The organism is Streptomyces sp. NPDC047453, from assembly GCF_040643155.1.
In the GTDB taxonomy this organism is placed as follows: domain Bacteria; phylum Actinomycetota; class Actinomycetes; order Streptomycetales; family Streptomycetaceae; genus Streptomyces.
The window spans coordinates 183,624-204,361 of the sequence record NZ_JBEYTS010000008.1; the positions used below are offsets into that span (position 1 = coordinate 183,624).

The 20,738-nt window shown below is 72.7% G+C and carries 20 protein-coding genes, 1 tRNA gene and 1 pseudogene; 9 read left to right on the plus strand and 13 right to left on the minus strand.

Annotated features, from left to right (window positions below; all coding sequences use genetic code 11):
• Positions 1–57 precede the first annotated feature (57 nt).
• The gene (locus ABZ818_RS10845) at positions 58–1,050 is read left to right on the plus strand and encodes a PAC2 family protein (RefSeq protein ID WP_361412864.1); all 993 of its coding nucleotides are present in this window, start codon (positions 58–60) and stop codon (positions 1,048–1,050) included.
• A gap of 61 nt (positions 1,051–1,111) precedes the next feature.
• Here ABZ818_RS10845 and mshC read toward each other — a convergent pair whose 3' ends face one another.
• From mshC to ABZ818_RS10865, 4 genes are all read right to left on the minus strand, one after another.
• Positions 1,112–2,341, minus strand: coding sequence for a cysteine--1-D-myo-inosityl 2-amino-2-deoxy-alpha-D-glucopyranoside ligase (gene mshC / locus ABZ818_RS10850; protein WP_361412865.1), 1,230 nt, complete (start codon positions 2,339–2,341; stop codon positions 1,112–1,114).
• 74 nt (positions 2,342–2,415) lie between these two features.
• On the minus strand, positions 2,416–3,246 hold the full coding sequence (locus ABZ818_RS10855; RefSeq protein WP_361412866.1) for an SCO1664 family protein: 831 nt from the start codon (positions 3,244–3,246) through the stop codon (positions 2,416–2,418).
• The gene (locus ABZ818_RS10860) at positions 3,210–3,800 is read right to left on the minus strand and encodes a DUF3090 domain-containing protein (protein WP_361412867.1); all 591 of its coding nucleotides are present in this window, start codon (positions 3,798–3,800) and stop codon (positions 3,210–3,212) included. The genes ABZ818_RS10855 and ABZ818_RS10860 overlap by 37 nt, the downstream gene beginning before the upstream one ends.
• A gap of 79 nt (positions 3,801–3,879) precedes the next feature.
• Positions 3,880–4,566 (minus strand): histidine phosphatase family protein, encoded by a 687-nt coding sequence (locus ABZ818_RS10865; protein ID WP_225076113.1) that lies wholly within the window; start codon positions 4,564–4,566, stop codon positions 3,880–3,882.
• A 61-nt stretch (positions 4,567–4,627) separates the two neighbouring features.
• On the opposite strand from ABZ818_RS10865, the gene ABZ818_RS10870 reads away from it, so the two are divergent.
• Entirely contained in the window at positions 4,628–5,626 is a 999-nt protein-coding gene (locus tag ABZ818_RS10870) for a magnesium and cobalt transport protein CorA (RefSeq protein WP_361412868.1), read from the plus strand.
• 15 nt (positions 5,627–5,641) lie between these two features.
• On the opposite strand, the pseudogene ABZ818_RS10875 reads toward ABZ818_RS10870, so the two are convergent.
• Positions 5,642–6,415, minus strand: a pseudogene (locus ABZ818_RS10875) (ferritin-like domain-containing protein).
• A gap of 284 nt (positions 6,416–6,699) precedes the next feature.
• Positions 6,700–7,755 carry an LLM class F420-dependent oxidoreductase gene (locus ABZ818_RS10880; RefSeq protein WP_361412869.1) on the minus strand — a complete coding sequence of 352 codons (1,056 nt, stop codon included), beginning with the start codon at positions 7,753–7,755 and terminating at the stop codon, positions 6,700–6,702.
• Positions 7,756–7,931: 176 nt separating this feature from the next.
• Here ABZ818_RS10880 and ABZ818_RS10885 point away from each other — a divergent pair, with 176 nt between their 5' ends.
• A complete protein-coding gene (locus ABZ818_RS10885) occupies positions 7,932–8,915 on the plus strand; it encodes an aldo/keto reductase (protein WP_361412870.1) in 984 nt (327 codons plus the stop codon).
• On the plus strand, positions 8,912–11,377 hold the full coding sequence (locus ABZ818_RS10890; protein ID WP_361412871.1) for a helix-hairpin-helix domain-containing protein: 2,466 nt from the start codon (positions 8,912–8,914) through the stop codon (positions 11,375–11,377). The genes ABZ818_RS10885 and ABZ818_RS10890 overlap by 4 nt, the downstream gene beginning before the upstream one ends.
• 111 nt (positions 11,378–11,488) lie before the next feature.
• On the opposite strand, the gene ABZ818_RS10895 is transcribed toward ABZ818_RS10890, so the two are convergent.
• The gene (locus tag ABZ818_RS10895; protein ID WP_361412872.1) at positions 11,489–12,208 is read right to left on the minus strand and encodes a hypothetical protein; all 720 of its coding nucleotides are present in this window, start codon (positions 12,206–12,208) and stop codon (positions 11,489–11,491) included.
• A gap of 47 nt (positions 12,209–12,255) precedes the next feature.
• Here ABZ818_RS10895 and ABZ818_RS10900 point away from each other — a divergent pair, with 47 nt between their 5' ends.
• Positions 12,256–12,444 carry a DUF5703 family protein gene (locus ABZ818_RS10900; protein ID WP_030244084.1) on the plus strand — a complete coding sequence of 63 codons (189 nt, stop codon included), beginning with the start codon at positions 12,256–12,258 and terminating at the stop codon, positions 12,442–12,444.
• Between the two features lie 77 nt (positions 12,445–12,521).
• Here the strand turns inward: ABZ818_RS10900 and ABZ818_RS10905 are convergent, their stop codons facing one another.
• From ABZ818_RS10905 to ABZ818_RS10915, 3 genes are all read right to left on the minus strand, one after another.
• Entirely contained in the window at positions 12,522–13,340 is an 819-nt protein-coding gene (locus ABZ818_RS10905) for a chaplin (protein ID WP_361412873.1), read from the minus strand.
• Positions 13,341–13,529: 189 nt separating this feature from the next.
• On the minus strand, positions 13,530–13,763 hold the full coding sequence (chpH, locus tag ABZ818_RS10910; protein ID WP_361412874.1) for a chaplin ChpH: 234 nt from the start codon (positions 13,761–13,763) through the stop codon (positions 13,530–13,532).
• Positions 13,764–13,929: 166 nt separating this feature from the next.
• Positions 13,930–15,255 carry a M20/M25/M40 family metallo-hydrolase gene (locus ABZ818_RS10915; RefSeq protein WP_361412875.1) on the minus strand — a complete coding sequence of 442 codons (1,326 nt, stop codon included), beginning with the start codon at positions 15,253–15,255 and terminating at the stop codon, positions 13,930–13,932.
• 227 nt (positions 15,256–15,482) lie between these two features.
• Here ABZ818_RS10915 and ABZ818_RS10920 point away from each other — a divergent pair.
• A tRNA-Leu gene (locus ABZ818_RS10920) sits at positions 15,483–15,570 on the plus strand.
• Positions 15,571–15,647: 77 nt separating this feature from the next.
• Here ABZ818_RS10920 and ABZ818_RS10925 read toward each other — a convergent pair.
• Together ABZ818_RS10925 and ABZ818_RS10930 are read right to left on the minus strand one after the other, a co-directional pair.
• A complete protein-coding gene (locus ABZ818_RS10925; protein ID WP_361412876.1) occupies positions 15,648–16,940 on the minus strand; it encodes a phosphoribosyltransferase family protein in 1,293 nt (430 codons plus the stop codon).
• A gap of 12 nt (positions 16,941–16,952) precedes the next feature.
• The gene (locus ABZ818_RS10930; protein ID WP_361412877.1) at positions 16,953–17,264 is read right to left on the minus strand and encodes a dsRBD fold-containing protein; all 312 of its coding nucleotides are present in this window, start codon (positions 17,262–17,264) and stop codon (positions 16,953–16,955) included.
• A gap of 168 nt (positions 17,265–17,432) precedes the next feature.
• On the opposite strand from ABZ818_RS10930, the gene ABZ818_RS10935 reads away from it, so the two are divergent.
• Positions 17,433–17,819 carry a YchJ family metal-binding protein gene (locus tag ABZ818_RS10935; protein ID WP_361412878.1) on the plus strand — a complete coding sequence of 129 codons (387 nt, stop codon included), beginning with the start codon at positions 17,433–17,435 and terminating at the stop codon, positions 17,817–17,819.
• A gap of 12 nt (positions 17,820–17,831) precedes the next feature.
• Here ABZ818_RS10935 and ABZ818_RS10940 read toward each other — a convergent pair whose 3' ends face one another.
• Entirely contained in the window at positions 17,832–18,536 is a 705-nt protein-coding gene (locus tag ABZ818_RS10940) for a FadR/GntR family transcriptional regulator (RefSeq protein ID WP_361412879.1), read from the minus strand.
• A gap of 142 nt (positions 18,537–18,678) precedes the next feature.
• Between ABZ818_RS10940 and ABZ818_RS10945 the strand changes: the two genes are divergently transcribed.
• Both ABZ818_RS10945 and ABZ818_RS10950 read left to right on the plus strand, forming a co-directional pair.
• Positions 18,679–19,218, plus strand: a complete 540-nt coding sequence (locus ABZ818_RS10945) for a gluconokinase (RefSeq protein ID WP_361412880.1) — start codon at positions 18,679–18,681, stop codon at positions 19,216–19,218.
• Between the two features lie 79 nt (positions 19,219–19,297).
• Positions 19,298–20,695 carry a gluconate:H+ symporter gene (locus ABZ818_RS10950; RefSeq protein WP_361412881.1) on the plus strand — a complete coding sequence of 466 codons (1,398 nt, stop codon included), beginning with the start codon at positions 19,298–19,300 and terminating at the stop codon, positions 20,693–20,695.
• Positions 20,696–20,738: the final 43 nt, after the last annotated feature.

Genomic DNA, 20,738 nt, shown 5'->3' on the forward strand with positions numbered 1-20,738 from the left:
CGCCGAACGCCGTAAGGTTGGTGGGTCAGGCGAGGGCACGTCGGAAGGAGGCGCTGGGTGATCGAGCTCGAGGGGGTTCCCGAGCTGATCGACCCGGTCATGGTGGCCGCGTTCGAGGGCTGGAACGATGCCGGCGACGCCGCCTCCACCGCGGTCGCGCATCTGGAGAAGGAGTGGAAGGGCGAGGTGTTCGCGGCGCTGGACGCCGAGGACTACTACGACTTCCAGGTCAACCGTCCCACCGTGTTCATGGACGGCGGCGTGCGCAAGATCACCTGGCCGACGACCAGGTTGTCGGTGGTCCGGGTCGGTGGGGAGAAGCCGCGTGACCTGGTGCTGGTCCGCGGCATCGAACCGTCCATGCGCTGGCGCTCGTTCTGCAACGAGCTGCTCGGCTTCGCGCACGAACTGGGCGTGGAGCTGGTGGTCATCCTGGGCGCCCTGCTCGGCGACACCCCGCACACGCGTCCGGTCCCGATCAGCGGGACCACGTCGGACACGGATCTGGCCCGCCGCATGGACCTGGAGGAGACCAAGTACGAGGGGCCGACGGGCATCGTCGGGATCCTCCAGGAGGCCTGCACGCACGCGGGTGTCCCGGCCGTCTCGCTGTGGGCGGCGGTCCCGCACTATGTGTCGCAGCCGCCGAACCCGAAGGCCACGCTGGCCCTCCTCAACCGTCTGGAGGACCTGCTGGACCTGCGCATTCCGCTGGGCGAGCTGCCGGAGGACGCGCGTGCCTGGCAGGTGGGCGTGGACCAGCTGGCCGCCGAGGACAGCGAGGTCGCGGAGTACGTCCAGACGCTGGAGGAGGCCCGGGACACCGCCGAACTGCCGGAGGCGTCGGGCGAGGCGATCGCCCGCGAGTTCGAGCGGTATCTGCGGCGCCGGGACGGCGGCGGCCCGTCGCCGGGCGGCCACGCCACGGCGGACGGCGGCGACGGCGGCTCGTATCTGCGGGACGGCCCCGGCGGCCGGCCCCGGCCGCCGCGACCGCCGAAGGCGGAGTCGGACGACGGGGACGCCGGGAACGACGTGTCGGAGGAGTGAACGGATCAGGGGCGGTGCGCGTGACGCGCACCGCCCCTGATGCCGTGTCCGGCCGGATGGGTCAGAGAGCCACGCCCAGGAGGGCGTCCACGGCGCGCGAGACGAGGCCGGGGGCACCGATGTCCTCGCCGCCGCGGTCCTGCTGGAGGGCCACCCAGCGGTCGACCGCGGCGAGGGCCGCCGGGGCGTTCAGGTCGTCGGCGAGGGCGTCGCGGATCTCCTCGACGAGCGCGTCCGCGGAGGGGCCGTCGGGACGGGAGACGGCCGCGCGCCAGCGGTCCAGACGCTCGACGGCTTCCTGGAGCACCCGGTCGGTCCACTCCCAGTCGGAGCGGTAGTGGTGGGCGAGGAGCGCGAGGCGGATGGCGGCGGGGTCGACGCCGTCGCGCCTGAGCTGCGAGACGAAGACCAGGTTGCCCTTGGACTTCGACATCTTCTCGCCGTCGAGCGCGACCATGCCGGCGTGGACGTACGCCTTGGCCATGGGGAACTCGCCGGTGAGCACCTGGGCGTGCGAGGCGCCCATCTCGTGGTGCGGGAAGGCGAGATCGGAGCCGCCGCCCTGCACCTCGAAGCCCATGCCGAGGTGGTCCAGGGCGATGGCCACGCACTCGATGTGCCAGCCGGGCCGGCCGCGGCCGAGGGAGCCCCCGTCCCAGCTCGGCTCGCCGTCCCGGGCGGCCATCCACAGCATCGGGTCGAGCGGGTTCTTCTTGCCCGGGCGGTCCGGGTCGCCGCCGCGCTCGGCGGACAGCAGCCGCATGGCCGCCGCGTCGAGGCGGGACACCTCGCCGAAGTGGGGGTCGGACTCGACGGAGAAGTACACGTCCCCGTCGAGCTCGTACGCCGCCCCCAGGTCGCGCAGTCTCTCGACCAGCGGGACGATGCCGGGTATGGCCTCCACGGCGCCGATGTAGTGCCGGGGCGGCAGCATCCGCAGGGCCGTCATGTCCTCACGGAACAGGGCCGTCTCCTGCTCGGCCAGCTCCACCCAGTCGACGTCGTCGCGCTGCGCCCGCTCCAGCAGGGGATCGTCGACGTCGGTCACGTTCTGGACGTAGTGCACCTGGCGCTTGGTGTCGAGCCACACGCGCTGCACGAGGTCGAACGCGTTGTAGGTCGCCGCGTGCCCCATGTGGGTCGCGTCGTACGGCGTGATGCCGCAGACATAGATACGGGCGACGGGACCGGGGTCGAGAGTGACCGGGCCACCGGTCGCGGTGTCGTGGATCCGGAGGTCGCGGCCCTCACCAGGCAGAGCGGGGACCTCGGAAGCGGGCCAGGCATGCATGTCATGAGCGTAACCGGACCGCGGTCCCATCTACGAACCGGACCACCCCGGATGGCCGGTTCACCCCGGTGCTCTCACACAGGCGGCCATGGGATCGCCGGCCACTCCCCGCTCGGCTCGGGGTGTGTGCCGGAGGTGAGCAGCGTGGTCACGCGTGCGCGGGTGGCGTCGAGTTCGGCCGGGGTGATCAGGGCAGCCAGCCGGGCAGCGAGGGGCGCGCCGTCGCGGAGGGTGTCCTTCAGGGCCTTGAGGACGGCCAGGACCTCCGGCGGCAGCCGTTCGCCCGCCCAGCCCCACAGGAGGGTGCGCAGCTTGTTCTCGACGTTGAAGGTGACGCCGTGGTCGATGCCGTAGAGGTGTCCCTCCGGCGTCGGCAGCAGGTGGCCGCCCTTGCGGTCGGCGTTGTTGATCACCGCGTCCAGCACGGCCATCCGGCGCAGCCGCTCGTCGTCGGCGTGCACCAGCAGCGCCGTGCGCCCCTCGCCGACCTCGGCGAAGCCGATCGCCTTCCAGCCGGGGCCGGGTTCCTCGGCGTCCAGCAGCGCGAGCAGTTCGGCTTCCGGGGTCGCCTCGATCCACAGTTGGACCATGCCCTCGCCGTACGGGCCGTCGCGCAGCACGGTGGGCGGCACCACGGACCAGCCGGTCGCCTCGGAGACCTCGTACGCCGCCACCTCACGGGCGGCGAGAGTGCCGTCGGGGAAGTCCCACAGCGGCCGCTCCCCGGCGACCGGCTTGTACACGCAGGACGCCTCCAGGCCGTCGTACGCGACCGTGCAGAACAGCGCCGCGTTGGAGGCCTCGCGGATGCGGCCGCGCACGGTCAGCTCACCCTGGGCGAGCAGTTCCGCGGACTCGGCGCCGGGCTTCACGCTCCGCGGCGGTATCCGTTCTGGCGCGGACATACGTGTCCTTCCGGGTCGAGCGGGAGGCTGCACAGCGGGCACGGCGGCCGCCCGGCGTTGACGACGTCGAGGGCGCGCTTGGCGAAGGCCCTCGCCTGCGCGCCGGTGAGGCGGACCCGCAGCATCGGGGGACCGTTCTCCTCGTCCTGGAGCAGCCGCTCCTCGGCCTCGGCGAGGTCCTCCTCGGACTCCGCGTCGAGCTCGACGAGGGCCTGCGCCTCGACGATCATGCGCTGTTCCTCGCCGTCCCAGGCGAGCGCCATGGTGCCCACCCGGAACTCCTCCTCGATGGGAGTGTCCAGCGGGCCGGTGTCGGAGATCTCGCTGGGCGCCATGGCGGGCACGGCGGCGCTGCCGCCGCTGCGGCGCAGCACCTCGTCCAGCAGTTCGTCCATGCGCTCGGCGAGCGCGGCGACCTGGGTCTTCTCCAGGGCCACGCTGGTCACCCGGGGGCCTGCGGTGGCCTGGAGGAAGAACGTACGGCGCCCGGGCAGTCCGACCGTGCCGGCCACGAAGCGGTCCGGGGGGTCGTAGAGGAACACCTGACGGGACACGTCCTGTCTCCATGGGAATCGTGAGAACGTCTGAATCGGGAAGTCGAGAGCGACCGCTTCACCCTACTGCGGCCGACGATCACGGTGCGCCCGCGCCGCCCCCGACCGGTGCGTCATCGCCTTCCGGCTCCTCGCGCGGCGCCAGGGACGCGAAGTCCCCGGTGTCGCCGAGCCGTACCAGGAAGGGCCGCAACCTGGTGTAGCGGATCGCGGTGACGGAACAGGGTTCGACGGAGATCCTCTGGAAGAGGTCCAGATGAAGGCCGAGCGCGTCCGCGACGAGGGACTTGATGATGTCACCGTGGGAGCACATCAGGTAGACGGCGTCGGCGCCGTGGTCGCGCTCCACGCGCGCGTTCCACTCGCGCACCGCCTCGGCGGCGCGGGTCTGCATCGCGCGCATGGACTCGCCCCCCGGGAACGCTGCCGCCGAGGGATGCGCCTGCACCACCTCCATCAGCGGCTCGTCCTTGAGCTCGGCGAGCTTGCGGCCGGACCAGTCGCCGTAGTGGCACTCGCCGATCCGCTCGTCCGTGTGCGCGGTCAGTTCCGGCCGGGCGTCCAGCAGCGGTCGTACGGTTTCCCGGCAGCGCTGCAGCGGACTGGTGACGACTTCGGCGATCGGCAGTCCGTCGAGCCGCCCCGGCAGCGCCGCGGCCTGCGCGGTGCCGCGTTCGTCCAGGGCGACCCCGGGGGTCCAGCCGGCGAGCAGCCCGGCGGTGTTGGCGGTGGAGCGTCCGTGCCTGACGAGGATCAGCGTGGGCATGCGGCCAGGGTAGGCGTACGGACGCTTCGGGTGGCGACCGGACGAAGGGAGAACACACTCTGTGATCGTCGACTGCGCCGTCTACCGTGACGGCCACCGCACACCGGGCTGCGCCGACCTCTCCGACGCCCTGGCCGCGGCGCGGGCCGCCGGGGGTTTCGTGTGGGTGGGGCTGCACGAGCCGAGCGAGGAGGAGTTCGACCTGGTCACCGAGGAGTTCGCGCTGCATCCCCTGGCGGTCGAGGACGCCCTGAAGGCGCATCAGCGGCCCAAGCTGGAGGTCTACGACGACTCGCTGTTCGTGGTGCTCAAGCCCGTGGTGTACGAGCCGCGCGGCGACGCCGTCTCCACCGGCGAGATCATGATCTTCCTGGGCGACTCGTTCGTGGTGACGGTCCGCCACGGCGAGGGCGACGGGCTTGCCGCCGTACGGCGCCGTCTCGAACAGGAGCCGGAGATACTCGGCCACGGCCCGACCTCCGTGCTGTACGCCATCGCAGACACCGCCGTCGACCACTACCTGGACGTGGCCGCCGAGCTCCAGACGGACCTGGAGGAGCTGGAGGCGGAGGTCTTCGCGCCGGACGGCGGCTCGCGGAACTCCGCCTCACGGATCCATGGCTTCAAACGCCGGATCACGGAGTTCCGGCGGGCGACGGGCCCGCTGGCGCTGCCGATGTCCCGCCTGGGCGGCACCGGCACGAGCCTGTTCACCGCGGCCGTGCCCTTCGTGGACGACAAGGCGCGGCCCTTCTTCCGGGACGTCAGCGACCATCTGACCCGGGTCAACGACTCGGTGGAGAGCCTGGACCGGCTGGTCTCGGACATCCTGTCGGCGCACCTCGCGCAGACCGGCGTCCAGCAGAACGACGACATGCGGAAGATCTCCGCGTGGGCGGCCATGGCCGCGGTGCCCACGATGATCGCCGGTATCTACGGCATGAACTTCGCGCACATGCCGGAGCTGCGCCGGCTCTGGTCCTACCCGGCGGTGATCCTGCTGATGGCCGCTCTGGAGATGGTGCTGTACCGGCTGTTCAAGCGACGGGGCTGGCTGTAGGTCCCGCGTCGCCCGTCAGGCGAACCCGGGCGCCGGGGCGGCGGGCCCGCCGAGGGCGTCGCGGCACTCGGGCATGCGCAGGCTCACCATCCGGCGCCGGCCCACCAGCCGCTCACGGCGTGGATGCCGGCCGCGAGGAGCGCCGACCTGGCCGCGGACCAGCCGAGGATGCGCCCCATCCGGGACATGACGGCGAGGCTGACGTCGCGGTGGACGCGGATCTCGGCGAGCGCGCACGCGTGCAGCGTCCGCTGGATGGTCCGGCCGTACCCGGCGGCGGCGAGGCGCAGCAGTTCCTCGTGACAGTAGGCGAGGTGGTTGTCCTCGTCGTCGGCGATCATCCGCACGTCCGCCCGATGCCGGGGTCGCCGAAGTGCCTGCACAGCGGCCCCATCTGCTCGCAGGCGCGCTGTTCGGTGACCCGGCTGTGGGTCAGGTAGACGACGAGGTCCTCGACGGTGAGCGGCTCGTCGGTGCGGAGCCGCTCGTGCGGAAACCCGATGCCCCGCCGTTCCAGGAGCATCGTGCAGTCCGTCGCCGGGGGCACCGGCACGGGTTCCAGACCGCGCTTGCGCAGCAGGGCACGGAAGATCCGGCCGTGCTTGTCCTCGTCCGCCCCGTGGCGGGCGATCTTCGGGGCGAGGCCGCGCTCGCCCGGCGTACGAGCGCCGCGATCCGGCCGTTCTCCCAGCCGCCCTGCGCCTCCCCGCCGGCCGCGATGGAGCAGAACAGCCGGAAGGACTCGTCGTGGTCGACGATCTCCTGGAACAGGCTTCTGGGCGAAAGCACCGCGGGCCACCTCCCTGCCTGACTGCCGCGCAGCACGAGTCAAATGCGACCGTGCGGGTGCCGCAGCAGGGGTGCGGGCGCACTACGCCGAACGGAGGAGCGCGCGTCGGGCGGCGGGGCGACCGGAACGGGGCCGGACACGGGCGTGACCGCGCGGCGGCGGGCGCGTTGTTCTCCGTGACGGCCGTGGCGGGGAAGACCCCCGAGCCCCCACCACGGCCGCGAAGAGCCACGAACGTACCGCCCGCCGCCCGCCGTGTCGCGGCGGGCGGTCACGCCGACCCTCACGCCAGCCCGGCGCGCTCCAGGGCGTCGGTGCCGGCCCGCAGCGACGCCAGACGCTCCTCCAGCGTGAAGCCCGCGGGAGCGAGGGTCAGCGTGGTCACCCCGGCAGCCGCGTAGGCCTTCATGCGGTCCGCGATCCGGTCGACGGAGCCGAGCAGTGTGGTCTGGTCGATGAGCTGCTGCGGTACGGCGGCCGCGGCGCCCTGCTTGTCGCCCGACAGGTACTTGTCCTGGATCTCGGCGGCCTCTTTCTCGTAGCCCATGCGGCAGGCAAGTTGGTTGTAGAAGTTCTGCTTGCGGCTGCCCATGCCGCCGACGTACAGCGCGGTGTAGGGGCGGAAGGTGTCGGCGAGGCGGGGCACGGCCTTGTCGTCGCCGACGGCCAGCGGCAGGGTCGGGCAGACGTCGAAGCCGTCCAGGGTCATGCCGGCCTTCTCGCGGCCCGCGCGCAGGTACTTGACCGCCGTCTCCTCGAGGTGGTCGGCGGAGGGGAAGATGAGCAGCGCCCCGTCGGCGATCTCGCCGGTCTGCTCCAGGTTCTTCGGGCCGATGGCGGCGATGTAGAGCGGGATGTGTTCGCGCTGCGGGTGCACGGTGAGCTTGATCGGCTTGCCGGGGCCGCCCGGCAGGGGCAGCGTCCAGTGCTCGCCGTCGTACGTCAGCCGCTCCCGCGTCATCGCCCTGCGGACGATCTCGACGTACTCGCGGGTGCGGGCCAGCGGCTTGTCGAACTTCACGCCGTACCAGCCCTCGGACACCTGCGGCCCGGAGACGCCGAGGCCGAGCCGGAAGCGGCCGCCGGACAGCGAGTCCAGCGTGGCGGCCGTCATCGCCGTCATCGCGGGCTGCCGGGCGGGGATCTGGAAGATGGCCGAGCCCACGTCGATGCGCTCGGTCTGCGCGGCGACCCAGGTGAGCACGGTGGCCGCGTCCGAGCCGTAGGCCTCGGCGGCCCAGCACACGGCGTATCCGAGCCGGTCCGCCTCCTGCGCGACGGCCAGGTTGTCCGCGTCCATGCCGGCACCCCAGTAGCCGAGGTTGATCCCGAGCTGCATGCCGTTCCCCTTACCGATCAGTAACGTCCGTTGTGCTGGAACACTAGCGCGGCCCCGCGGCACATGGCAGTGCACGACCTGCGGGACGGCCGGTTCGCGGCGCCGCCCCGGCGGGCGGAGACCGGGTTGTCCACAGGTCACCCACGTACCTGCCGTGGCCAGTAATCTCGGCGACCATGGAGCAGAGGCATCTCGGCCGTACGGGCCTGCGCGTGTCCCGCATCGGCCTCGGCACCCTCACCTGGGGCCGGGACACCGACGAGCACGACGCCGCGGACATGCTGAAGGTGTTCTGGGAGGCGGGCGGCACCCTCGTGGACACGGCGGACGTGTACGGCGACGGAGAGGCCGAGTACCTGCTCGGGCGGCTCATGGACGGCCTCGTGCCCCGCCGTGACCTGGTCGTCTCGACCAAGGCGGGCAGCGTGCCGGACCCGGACCGGCGCTTCGACGGCTCCCGCGGCCATCTGCTGGCCGCGCTGGACGCCTCCCTCGCCCGCCTCGGCACGGACTACGTCGACGTGTGGCACGTCCACGCCTTCGACCCGCACACGCCGCTGGAGGAGACCCTCCACGCGGTCGACCTCGCCGTCGGCAGCGGCCGGGTGCGCTACGCGGGCGTCTCCAACTTCTGCGGCTGGCAGCTGGCCAAGGCGGCGACCTGGCAGCTCGCGGCGCCCGGCGCCCGGACGCGGCTGGCGAGCACGCAGATGGAGTACTCGCTGCTGCAACGCGGCGTGGAGCGCGAGGTGCTGCCCGCCGCGCTGGACCTGGGCGTCGGCCTGCTGCCGTCCTCACCACTGGGCCGCGGCGTGCTGACCGGCAAGTACCGCAACGGGACACCGCCGGACTCGCGGGGCGCCTCGGAGCACCTGGCGCCCTTCGTCGAGCCGTACCTGGACGACACGGCGGGGCGCATCGTGGACGCGGTGTCCACGGCGGCGGACGGGCTGGCGGTGACCCCGCTCGAGGTGGCCCTCGCCTGGGTCCGCGACCGGCCGGGCGTGGCGGCGCCGATCGTCGGTGCCCGCAACGCGCAGCAGCTCACAGCGGTGCTGTCAGTGGAGGCGCTTAGTCTTCCTGACGAGATCTGCCGGGCGCTCGACGACGTGTCGGAGCCCGTGCACCGCTATCCCGATCACGACTGGAGCACGCTGTGAGCACGGAGCCGGAGACCACGGAACAGACGGGGCCTGGCACCCCGGACCCCGGGGCGGACGACGGCCTCCGCCACGACGACCCGGTCGGGGAGGGCGGTACGTCGGGGGGCAGTGCGTCGGGGAACAGCGCGCTGGAAGGCGGGGCGGCCGCGGAGGGGGACACCTCCGGGGCCGGAAGGAGCGCGAGGGGTGGCGCCTCGGAAGCCGATGGGGCCGCGGAAGGCGGCACCTCGGACGGCGGGGCAAGCACGGAAGGCGGTGCCTCCGAGGCCGGTGCGGCCTCGGCTGGGGGCGTCGCTCCGGATGCGGGCGGCGACCCGGAGGACGGCGCGGGCGCCAGTGGCGCGGAGGCGGAACCCTCGGGCGACTCTGACGGCTCTGACAACTCGGGCGGCTCGGACGGGGGCGAGAAGTCCGAGGCCGAGGCCGAGTTGGCGGCTCAGCGGGTCGAGCGGGAACGGATCGAGCAGCGGAAGGCCGAGCGGAAGGGGCCGATCGAGAGCGGCGGCAAGCTCAGCGGCAAGGCTGCCGACCTGCTGGCCGCCGTGCGGGCCGTGGAGAGTGGTGAGAAGCCCTCGGCCACCGTCTTCGCCGAGCCCGAGCCCGCACCGCGCCGTGCCGCCCCCGAACCGGCACCGCGGCCGAGGACCGTGCCGCCCGAGGCCGCCACCGCGCCCGCCGGGTCGGCGCCGGAGACCGTCCAGGCGGTGCGCCGGGTGCTGGCCCAAGGCGGTGCCCCGGAGACGCTCGCCCCCCAGGTCGCCGCGGCCCTCGGCGAGGCCGCGGAGGAGCGACTACACGCCGACCCCTGGCAGTTGCTGCACGTCACCGGCGTGCGGCCGGAGCAGGCCGACGGATTCGCGCGCGCCCTGCTCGGCGCGGAGTGCGGCCCTGACGACGAGCGCCGCGGCCGGGCGTTCACCGTGTGGCTGCTGGAGCAGGCCGCCCTCGCCGGGCACACGGCCCTGGAAGCCCCGGCCCTGACCGCCGCCCTGGCCCAGCGGGCGGTGCCCGACCCCGAAGCGGCCTTGAACGGCACGCTGGCGGAGGGCGAGGCCTTGGTGTTCCAGGACGCCCTGGACGACGCCCCGGCCACCGAGGAGGCGGACGAGGACGGCGAGCGTCCGGTGCGCGTCCTCGTCGGACTGGAGCGGTACGCGCTCGCCGAGGAGAGTCTGGCCGACGGACTCGCCCGCCTGATCAACTCCGCGCCGAAGGAAGGCGGTTCCGCGTCGGACTGGGAGCGGGCCGCCGCCTCCGCCGAGGGCTCCGCCGCCGAGTTGCTCCGCGCCGTCGCCGGGCACGGACTGGTACTGCACACCGGCGGGGAGGCGTCCCGCGTCGAGCCCGCGCGGCTGCTGGGCGAGGCGGGTCGCCTCGGGCTGCGCGCCTGGGCCGCCGCCCACAGCCCGCTCGGCCGGGACGGCTTCGGGCAGCTCCTCCGGCGGCTCCCGCGGGAGCAGGAGCCCTCGGAGGCGCCCGCGCCCCCCGTCGCCACGGTGGCCGGACTGCTGTCCGGCGCCGAGGGCCCCGGCCGGGACGAGGACGGTTCGCTCGCGCTGGACCTCCTCGTCGTGCTCGACGCTCCCCAACTGGACGTGGAGACGGCGGCGCTGCTGGTCGAGTCGCTGCCGGACGGGGCGCGGCTGGTGCTGGCCGGGGATCCGGCGGTGCTGTGGTCCGTGGGCCCTGGACGGGTGTTCGCGGATCTGCTGGCGGCGCGGGTGTGCCCGCAGATCGCCTCGCGCCTGCCGGATCCGGGCCCGCTGGGCGAACTGGTCTCCGGTATCGGCGCCGGCGAGCTGAACCAGGTGGCGGCGCCCGGCAAGGAGGTCGTGATCGTCCCGGTGCGGGAGGCGGGCGAGGCCGTGCACCGGACCGTGCAGCTCGTCGCGGACTCGGTGCCGCGGGCGATCGGCGTCCCGGCCGAGCAGACCGTGGTGATCACCCCAGGTCACGGCGGCGCGGCCGGCACGCGTGCGCTGAACGCGGCGCTGAAGGAGCGGCTCAACCCGGGCCCCGGCCGCTTCGGCGGTTTCGACCCCGGCGACCGGATCGCCTACTCCCCCGCTCCGGGCCGTACGCTGCCCGGTCAGGTGGTGAAGGCCGACGCCGAGGGGCTGCACCTGTCCTGCTCGGGCGCCCACGTGGTGGTCCCGAAGGAGCGGGTGGAGACGCAGCTGCGGCACGGGTGGGCGCTGACCGCGCACCAGGCCGTGGGCGGCCGGTGGCCCGCGGTGGTCGTCGTGCTGCCCGGCGACGCGGCGCAGGCGCTCAGCCGCCCGTGGGTCTACACGGCGTTCAGCCGGGCCGCCCGGCATCTGTCCGTGGTGCACGGCGTGGAGCAAGCACTGCCCCGTGCCGTCGCCGAGATCCCGGCCAGGCCCCGTACGACCCGTCTGCCCGCCCTGCTCCAGCCGTCGGCGCAGGACCCCGGGACACAGGAGCGGACGGCCGGCTGACATCCCAGAACTCCTGGAACTCCCAGAACTCCGGGAACACACGCCTCGGCCGCCGCGGATCCGCCCGGCGTGCGACCGGGCGGACCGGCGAGTGCCGGTCCCCCCACGGCGTCAACGGTCGTTCGCGTCCAGCGGTTCAAGGTCCTCATCGTCGAGCGGCGCGTTGAAGTCGTCCTCGTCGAGATCCTCGTCCTCGTCGAGGTCGTCGTCCAGCTCGTCGTCCTCGTCGTCGAAGACCGCGCTGACGTCGAAGCGGCAGACGACCCGCTCCGGGTCGACGTGCTCGAAGGGGGCGTCCAGCCAGTCGCCCGGGTCGGCGGGCTCGTCCGCGGCGGTGACCCACAAAGTGGAGTCGCCCTCCTCCAGGCCGAACTCCTTGTGCCGGGAGGCGACCTCGTCCGGTTCGAATTCGCCGAACAGGACGCCGATCGCCCCGTGCACCGTGCCGGAGGCGTCCCCTGCGGTGCCCAGGACGCCCTCGGAGTCCGCGGCCTCCACCCGCTGGGCCTGAGCCAGCAGCCGCTGCGGCTCGGCCACGGCGTAGTCGCGGCGGATCAGCACGCTGATCGCGTTCGGCTCCTCGGGACCCGTATACGGCGGCAGCGAGTCGTCACCGGGGATCTCGAAGGGCGTGACCTCGTCGTAGCGGTCGTAGAGCAGTTCGTCGTACGCCTCCGCCGCCGCGGCCAGCTGGTTGAACGCCTCGTAGACGGCCGGGTCTTCGTCCCCCGACCTGCGTTCGACCGCGGCCAGGTGGCGGTCGAGCGCGGTCTTGACCGCCTCGGCGGCGGCGCGTACCTCGGCAGCGGTGGGCTGCGCAGCATCAGACATAGTGCAGACGCTATCCGTACCGGGCCCCAGCCCGCACAATAGATGCGATGCCGGAATACGAATTTGTCGACGTGTACGTCCCGCGCGGGGTGTCCCGCAAGGAGACGGCACGTCTACTGACGGACCACGCCGAGTACGGACACTGGGAGTTGTACCGTCTGAGCCTGCTGCGCGACGGCAGCCGCAGGGTGCGGTTGCGCCGGCGGATCATTCGCCAGGTGCGCGCCACGTGGTGAGCTGAGGCGGCCGACCGAGCCACAGCGGGCCCCGCCGACGCGGGGCCCGCTGTGTCATGCACATCGCCGTTTTCGGGCTACCTGGCGGAGGCCCGTGCCTTGCGGTACAGCACCGCACCCGCGAGCAGCGCGCCCGCGCCCACCGGCAGCACGGTGCCCATCGGCAGTTCGCTGCCGGTGTGGGCGAGCTGCGCATGGCTGCTGGTCGCGGCGACGGACTGCGCCTCCGGCTGGTTCACCCGCGTCGAACCACCGGGGGTGCTGCCACCGCCCTGGGAGGGCGGCGTGGCCGGGGTAACGGGGGTGCCAGGTGTGCCAGGTGTGCCGGGCTGACCCGGAGTACCCGGGTGACTGGGCGTGCCGGGCGTACTCGGATGCCCCGGGGTCCCGGGGTGGCCCGGGTGACCCGGGTGCCTCGGTTTGCCGGGCGGGTTCTCCCGGTCGCCGCCGGGAGGCGTGACACGGCTCCCGCCGCCGTTGGCGCAGTGGTTGCCCATGGCCGGGTTGGCCACACCGATCACGTCGACGCTGTTGCCGCAGACGTTGACGGGGACGTCGACCGGCACCTGCACCGTGTTGCCGGAGCCGACGCCCGGCGAGCCGCTGGTGCGCCCCTCGGCGTGGGAGCCTCCGTTGTTCCCGGACGCGCTGCCGCCGTGCTGGGCGCAGGTGTTGCCCGCCGCCGGGTTGAGCAGACCGACGACGTTGATCGTGTTGCCGCAGACGTTCACCGGTACGTGCACCGGCACCTGCACCGTGTTGCCGGACAGCACGCCCGGCGAGCCGGCCGCGGCGCCGGACGCGCTCGCGTCGGCGTGGGCGTAGCCGCTGGCCGCGGCGATCACGCCGGTGGCTGCGGCCACCGTCATCAGGCCCTTGCGGGTGACCTGTCGCATTTACTGAATCCCTGCCTTCGACCTTCACGAACCTTCCGGAACACGCGGTCGCATCCGTCGGAATTCCGCCGTCGCGACCGCGCCGATAAACCGGTCGATCCCGGAGCGCATGGCGGGCGCTCCGGGGCCGACGGGTTCAGACCCCCACGGAGTAGATGGAGTCAGACCCTCACGGGGCGGGGCACAACGTCAGTGGTTGACGCAGGCGTTGCCGAAGGCGGGGTTCAGCAGCCCGATCACCGAGATCGTGTTGCCGCACACGTTCACCGGCACGTGAACGGGCACCTGGATGACGTTGCCGGAAAGAACACCCGGGGACTGCACGGCAGCACCCTGGGCGCCCGAGTCGGCGGCGGCCATCCCGGCGCCCGCGAGAACCAGTCCACCAGTGGCGACCGCGGCAGCGACGACCTTCTTGATCATTATTCCTCCTCGTTGACAAAGGCGATCTCATGTTGCTGATCGCATCACCTGTAACGAGGAGGAACTAATCGGGATACGAGCTTATGGTCGCATTCACTCTTCCGGTCATTCCCGCACGCCCGGTCGATTACCGGGGTCAATCCGTTGATGACGAATGCGGGCGAACTCAGGACGCGTCGATGAACCGGTCGAGCACGCGCACGCCGAACTTCAGGCCGTCCACCGGCACCCGCTCGTCCACGCCGTGGAACATGCCCGCGAAGTCCAGCTCCGGCGGCAGCTTCAGCGGCGCGAAGCCGAAGCCCCGGATGCCCAGGTCGTCGAAGGACTTGGCGTCGGTGCCTCCGGAGAGCATGTACGGAATGGCCTTCGCGGCCGGGTCCTCGGCCACCAGCGCGGACTGCATCGCGTCCACCAGGGCCCCGTCGAAGGTGGTCTCGACGGCCTTGTCGGAGTGCACGTCCTCGCGCTTGACCTTCGGTCCCAGGATCCGGTCGAGGTCGGCGAGGAACTCCTCCTCGAAGCCGGGCAGGAACCGCCCGTCGACGTGCGCGGTGGCCTCGCCCGGGATGACGTTGACCTTGTAACCGGCGCCCAGCTGCGTGGGGTTGGCGGTGTTGCTCAGGGTGGCGCCGATGAGCTTGGCGATGCCGCCGAGCTTCGCGATCGTGCCGTCCATGTCCTCCGGGTCGAGCTTGGTGCCGAGCGCGTCGCCGAGTTCGTCCAGGAAGGCGCGGGTGGTCTTGGTCACCCGCACCGGGAACCTGTGCCGCCCGAGCCGGGCCACGGCCTCCGACAGCTCGGTGATCGCGTTGTCCCGGTGGATCATCGAGCCGTGCCCCGCGGTGCCGGCCACGGTCAGCTTCATCCAGTGCATGCCCTTCTCGGCCGTCTGGATCAGGTACAGCCGCCGCTGTTCGCTGACGGTGAAGGAGAACCCGCCGACCTCGCTGATCGCCTCGGTGACCCCCTCGAACAGGTCCGGGTGGTTGTCCACCAGGTACCGGGCACCGTACGTGCCGCCCGCCTCCTCGTCGGCGAGGAAGGCGAGCACGATGTCCCGCGGGGGCCTGCGGCCGCTGCGCAGCCGGTCGCGCACGACCGCCAGCGTCATCGCGTCCATGTCCTTCATGTCGACCGCGCCGCGGCCCCACACGCACCCGTCCGCGACCTCCCCGGAGAAGGGGTGGTGGGTCCAGTCGTCGGCGTTGGCCGGTACGACGTCGGTGTGGCCGTGGATCAGCAGCGCCGGCCGGGAGGGGTCCTCGCCCTCGATGCGGGCCACCGTCGAGGCCCGGCCCGGGTGCGACTCGAAGATCTTCGGCTCCAGGCCCACCTCGGCGAGCTTCTCGGCGACGTACTCGGCCGCCCTGCGCTCACCCGGTCCCGAGTGGTCGCCGTAGTTGCTGGTGTCGATCTGGATCAGTTCGCGGCAGAGGTCCACGACCTCGTCCTCGCCGGTGACGCCCCTGGCCGTGCCCGTCTCGCTCACGCTGCTTCCTCCCGCTGTGTGCTGGTGGCCACCCCGTGTGCCGGTGGTCCACTCATCCTCCCCCTCCCCCGCGCCAACCCCAAGAGAGCCCCGGGCCCCGCCCGCCGCCGCCCGCCCCCGGCTCGCCCGCGCGCGGCCTCCTGGGACGGGCCGGGTGATCGGGCCTGCCCGAAAGCCTGGTAATGTTTCCTTCGTCGCTGCGGGAAGGCTCGCACGACAGACACCCCGTCCGGGTGGCGGAATGGCAGACGCGCTAGCTTGAGGTGCTAGTGCCCTTTATCGGGCGTGGGGGTTCAAGTCCCCCCTCGGACACCACCGGAAAACGGTGTCGACCAGTATCGGTCGGCACCGTTTTTTCGCGTTCCCACCGCATGCCGCACGTCGTCCCAGGGCTACACGTGCGCCGCCGCCATGTGGTCCGTGAACCAGTCCCGGGCCAGGTCGGTCACCGTCTCCAGGGCTCCGGGCTCCTCGAAGAGATGGGTGGCGCCGGGGACGACGCCGAGGTGGCTTTCGCAGCGCAGACGGGACTGCGCCTGACGGTTGAGGTCGAGGACGACGGTGTCGGCGCCGCCGACGATGAGCAGGGTGGGGGCGGTCACGTCCGGCAGGCGCGGCCCGGCGAGGTCCGGACGGCCGCCTCGGGAGACCACGGCGGCTATGTGCGCGCCGGGTTCCGCCGCGGCCCAGAGGGCGGCGGCCGCGCCGGTGCTGGCGCCGAAGTAGCCGACCGCCATCCGCTCGACGCCGGGCCGGCCGCGCAGCCAGCCGGTGGCTGCGGTGAGCCGGGCGGCCAGCAGCGTGGTGTCGAACACGTTGGCCCGCTCCCGCGCCTCCTCCTCGGTGAGCAGGTCGAACAGGAGAGTGCCGAGGCCGGCCCGGTTCAGGCCCTCGGCGACGAAGCGGTTGCGCGGGCTGTGCCGTCCGCTGCCGCTGCCGTGCGCGAAGACCACGATGCCGACGACCTCGGGGGGCACCGTCAGATGGCCGCCGAGCCGCACGGCGCCGGCCGCCACCTCCACCTCCCGGTCGGTGGGGAACCGGTGCGAGCGGCCCGCCGCCCGGCGGAGGCAGGCGACGACGTCCTCGTCGTCGAGCTGGGCGAAGTCGGCGTAGAACTGGCCGACCGCGAAGAAGTCCGGCGGGGTGGCCAGGCACACCAGCTCGTCGGCCTCGCCGCCGAGCCGGTGCGTCCAGTCCGGCGGTGCGACGGGGACCGCCAGCACGGTCCGCGCGGCCCCGCGGGCGCGTACCGTCCGGCAGGCCGCCCGCGCCGTCGAGCCGGTGGCCACGCCGTCGTCGACGACCACGACGGTCCGCCCCGCGACCGCGACCGGTGGCCGTTCGCCCCGGTAGTGCTCGGCACGCCGCTGGAGCTCGTCGCGCTCGCGCTCCTCGACGCGCGCGAGTTCCCCGGGTGTGACGCGTGCCTCACGCAGCACGTCCTCGCCGAGCACGCGTACGCCGTCCTCGCCGATCGCCCCCATGCCCAGCTCCGGGTGGAAGGGCACGCCCAGTTTCCGTACCAGGCACACGTCCAGCGGGGCGCCGAGCGCCTCCGCGACGACCTCGGCCACGGGGACGCCGCCGCGGGGCAGGCCGAGCACCACGACGTCCTGGCCGGTGAGGTGTTCCAGGCGGGCGGCCAGCCGCCGTCCCGCGTCGAGACGGTCCGTGAAGAGCACCGTTCGGCTCCTTCACTCCCTCGATGTCCACAGGGGAACGGGAGGCGTCGCCTCCGGCGCTCCCACCGCGTCGATGTCGCCCGCGGCGGCGCGCAGAAGCTCGCGACCCAGCGCGATCAGCGCACGGCCGGCCGCGAGTTCGTCGCCGATCTCGGGCACCGCCATGTCGTACGGATTGCGGCGGGCCTCCGCCCGGGTCTCCAGGACGTTGTCGCCGGTGTCCAGGACGATCCGGGCCGTGGTGTCCGGATCGTGTTCGGACAGATACAGATTGAGCCGCCACTCCTTGACGGACGGAGGCCGGCTGCCGACGGGTCGAGTCATCGTCCGTGTCTCCTCAACTCCGGTGGGAGGCAAGGCCACACTGTCGAGGCGACGAGTGACCCGGCGTGGCCTCCGTCTTCCACTGTGCCCCCGTCGCGCCCGTGCCGCACGGCCGCGACGGGGGAAGCGGGCGTACCGGGGGCGGGCGGGTGCGCCGCCGCGGGCAGAATGGGGAGCATGACCACGCGTTCCTGCCCGTGCGGGCTGCCCGAGCCGTACGAGAGGTGCTGCGGCCGCTACCACGGTGGTGCCGCCGCCGCGCCGACCGCCGAAGCGCTGATGCGGTCCCGGTACTGCGCCTTCGTGCGGCGGGACGCGGGGTATCTGCTGCGGACCTGGCACCCGCGGACCCGGCCGGCGCGGCTCGGCCTGGATCCCGGGATGCGCTGGACGGGGCTGGAGATCCTCGGCGCGACGGACGGCTCGGCGTTCCACGGCACCGGGACGGTGACGTTCCGGGCGTCCTACCGGGGTGGCTCGCTGCTCGAACGCAGCCGGTTCGAGCGGGTCGACGGGGCGTGGGTGTACGTGGACGGGGACTTCCCCGAGCAGTGAAGACGGGCCGAGCTACGGCGCCAGGACGTCCAGTTCCTGGAGGGCCCCGACGGTGATCTCGCGGGTCAGCCGCTCGGCCTGGTCCGCGTCGCGGGCCCGGACCGCCTCGGCGAGCTGGACGTGGAGGGTGACGGCGGCGGGGTCGGGCTCCTCGAACATGACCTCGTGGTGGGTGCGGCCCGCCAGGACCTCGGCGACGACGTCGCCGAGGCGGGCGAACATCTCGTTCCCGGAGGCGCTGAGGATCACCCGGTGGAAGGCGATGTCGTGGACCAGGTACGCCTGAAGCCGGTGGTGGCCGCGCGAGTTGGCCACCATGCCCAGGGCGCACTCGGTGAGTTCGGCGCACTGCTCGGGGGTGGCCAGCCGGGCGGCCAGACCCGCGGCGACCGGTTCGACGGCGGAGCGCAGCACGGTCAGCGACCGCAGCTGCCGGGGCCGGTCGGCGCCGGCCAGGCGCCAGCGGATGACCTGCGGGTCGTAGACGTTCCACTCGGCCTGGGGGAGCACGGTCACGCCGACGCGGCGGCGCGAGGCGACCAGGTGCATGGACTCCAGGACACGGACCGCCTCGCGCATCACGGAGCGTGACACGTCGAAGCGCTGCGCCAGTTCGTCGGTGCGCAGCACGCTGCCCGGCGGATACTCGCCCGCGGTGATGGCGGGGCCGAGGGTGTCCAGTACGCGGCCGTGCAGCCCTCGGCCCGGTGTGCTCATGCACTCAGAGTACGGGGCGGATCACGATCCCAAAAAGTCAGACTTATATGTCACAGACCCTTGAATTAGTCGTACCTATGCGTTTCAGTGTGGCGAACGCCGGATGTCGGCGTCCCATGTCGAGGAAGACAGCGAGGCAGTGATGCGCACCCCCCACGTCGTCGTGGTGATGGGCGTCGCCGGCACGGGCAAGACCACGATCGGTCCCCTGCTCGCCGCCCGGCTCGGCGTCCCGTACGCCGAGGGCGACGACTTCCACCCGCAGGCCAACATCGCCAAGATGACGGCCGGGATCCCGCTCGGCGACGAGGACCGGTGGCCGTGGCTCGACGCCATCGGCACCTGGGCCCACGGGCGGGCGGGGCTGGGCGGGGTGGTGAGCAGCTCGGCGCTGAAGCGGTCGTACCGCGACCGGCTGCGGGCCGCGGCTCCCGGCGTCGTCTTCGTGCACCTGACGGGCGACCGGAAGCTCATCGAGGACCGGATGGCGCACCGCCAGGGTCACTTCATGCCGACGGCGCTACTGGATTCCCAGTTCGCCACGCTGCAGCCGCTCCAGCGGGACGAGAGGGGCGTCGTGGTCGACGTCTCCGGGTCGCCCGAGGAGATCACCGCACGCGCGGTGGCCGCGCTGGACGGCCTCGACAGCTCCACGCAGTCCTGCGAGGAGCCGCGGCCGTGAGCCCCGGCGCTTCTCCCCCACGCTCGCCGGCTGCGGCACACCTCTCCCCACCGTCCCTCTTCACCTGCAAGGGAACACCGTGACCAGACTCAGCGTCGAGATGCTGGCAGCGGACGCGCCCCCGCCGATCACCTCGGCCGGCCACGCCCAGCTCGGCATCGCCGTCCTCGCGGGCATCGCCGTCATCGTCCTGCTCATCACCAGGTTCAAGCTGCACGCCTTCCTGTCCCTGACCATCGGATCGCTGGTGCTCGGCGCGGTCGCCGGGGCACCGCTCGACAAGGCGATCGCCAGCTTCACCGCCGGCCTGGGCTCCACCGTCGCCGGCGTGGGCGTGCTGATCGCCCTCGGCGCGATCCTCGGCAAGCTGCTCGCCGACTCCGGCGGCGCCGACCAGGTCGTCGACACGATCCTGGCGAAGGCCAAAGGCCGGGCGATGCCGTGGGCGATGGTGCTGATCGCCTCCGTGATCGGTCTGCCGCTGTTCTTCGAGGTCGGCATCGTGCTGCTGATCCCGGTCGTACTGATGGTGGCCAAGCGCGGCAACTACTCCCTGATGCGCATCGGGGTGCCGGCGCTGGCCGGTCTGTCCGTGATGCACGGCCTGATCCCGCCGCACCCCGGCCCGCTGGTCGCCATCGACGCGGTCAAGGCCAACCTGGGCGTGACGCTGGCGCTCGGCATCCTCGTCGCCGTACCGACGGTGATCATCGCCGGTCCGCTGTTCGCCAAGGTCGCGGCCCGCTGGGTGGACGTCCCCGTTCCGGACCGGATGCTGCCCCAGCGCCCGTCGGAGGAACTCGAGCGGCGTCCGGGCTTCGGCGCCACGCTGGCCACGGTGCTGCTCCCGGTGGTGCTGATGCTGGCCAAGGCCCTGGTCGACATCGTCGTGGACGACCCGGCGAACATGACCCAGCGTGTCTTCGACGTCATCGGCTCCCCGATGATCGCGCTGCTCGCCGCCGTGCTCGTCGGCGTCTTCACGCTGGGGATGCCGGCCGGGTTCAGCAAGGAGCGGATCTCCTCGACCGTCGAGAAGGGCCTCATGCCGATCGCCGGCATCCTGCTGATCGTGGGCGCGGGCGGCGGCTTCAAGCAGACGCTGATCGACGCCGGGGTGGGCCAGATGGTCCTGGACATCTCCAAGGACTGGTCGATACCGGCGCTGCTGCTGGCCTGGCTGATCGCGGTGGCGATCCGGCTCGCGACCGGTTCGGCGACCGTGGCGACCATCTCGGCGGCCGGTCTGGTCGCCCCGCTCGCGGCCGACATGTCGACCACCCACGCCGCCCTGCTGGTGCTGGCCGTCGGCGCCGGCTCGCTGTTCTTCAGCCATGTCAACGACGCCGGGTTCTGGCTGGTGAAGGAGTACTTCGGGCTGAGCGTCGGCCAGACGATCAAGAGCTGGTCGGTCATGGAGACGATCATCTCGGTGGTGGCGGGAGCCCTGGTCCTGCTGCTGTCCCTGGTGATCTAGCGGTACGCCATCGACGGCGGCCGTGACCGGGCACCGCCCGGTC

What these genes read in the sequence shown, in the direction of transcription:
- mshC (WP_361412865.1), bottom strand. Translation starts at nt 2,341, where the DNA reads ATGCATGCCTGGCCCGCTTCCGAGGTCCCCGCTCTGCCTGGTGAGGGC.
- ABZ818_RS10855 (WP_361412866.1), bottom strand. Translation starts at nt 3,246, where the DNA reads ATGTCCGCGCCAGAACGGATACCGCCGCGGAGCGTGAAGCCCGGCGCC.
- ABZ818_RS10865 (WP_225076113.1), bottom strand. Translation starts at nt 4,566, where the DNA reads ATGCCCACGCTGATCCTCGTCAGGCACGGACGCTCCACCGCCAACACC.
- ABZ818_RS10880 (WP_361412869.1), bottom strand. Translation starts at nt 7,755, where the DNA reads ATGCAGCTCGGGATCAACCTCGGCTACTGGGGTGCCGGCATGGACGCG.
- ABZ818_RS10885 (WP_361412870.1), top strand. Translation starts at nt 7,932, where the DNA reads ATGGAGCAGAGGCATCTCGGCCGTACGGGCCTGCGCGTGTCCCGCATC.
- ABZ818_RS10895 (WP_361412872.1), bottom strand. Translation starts at nt 12,208, where the DNA reads ATGTCTGATGCTGCGCAGCCCACCGCTGCCGAGGTACGCGCCGCCGCC.
- ABZ818_RS10900 (WP_030244084.1), top strand. Translation starts at nt 12,256, where the DNA reads ATGCCGGAATACGAATTTGTCGACGTGTACGTCCCGCGCGGGGTGTCC.
- ABZ818_RS10905 (WP_361412873.1), bottom strand. Translation starts at nt 13,340, where the DNA reads ATGCGACAGGTCACCCGCAAGGGCCTGATGACGGTGGCCGCAGCCACC.
- chpH (WP_361412874.1), bottom strand. Translation starts at nt 13,763, where the DNA reads ATGATCAAGAAGGTCGTCGCTGCCGCGGTCGCCACTGGTGGACTGGTT.
- ABZ818_RS10930 (WP_361412877.1), bottom strand. Translation starts at nt 17,264, where the DNA reads ATGACTCGACCCGTCGGCAGCCGGCCTCCGTCCGTCAAGGAGTGGCGG.
- ABZ818_RS10935 (WP_361412878.1), top strand. Translation starts at nt 17,433, where the DNA reads ATGGGGAGCATGACCACGCGTTCCTGCCCGTGCGGGCTGCCCGAGCCG.
- ABZ818_RS10940 (WP_361412879.1), bottom strand. Translation starts at nt 18,536, where the DNA reads ATGAGCACACCGGGCCGAGGGCTGCACGGCCGCGTACTGGACACCCTC.
- ABZ818_RS10945 (WP_361412880.1), top strand. Translation starts at nt 18,679, where the DNA reads ATGCGCACCCCCCACGTCGTCGTGGTGATGGGCGTCGCCGGCACGGGC.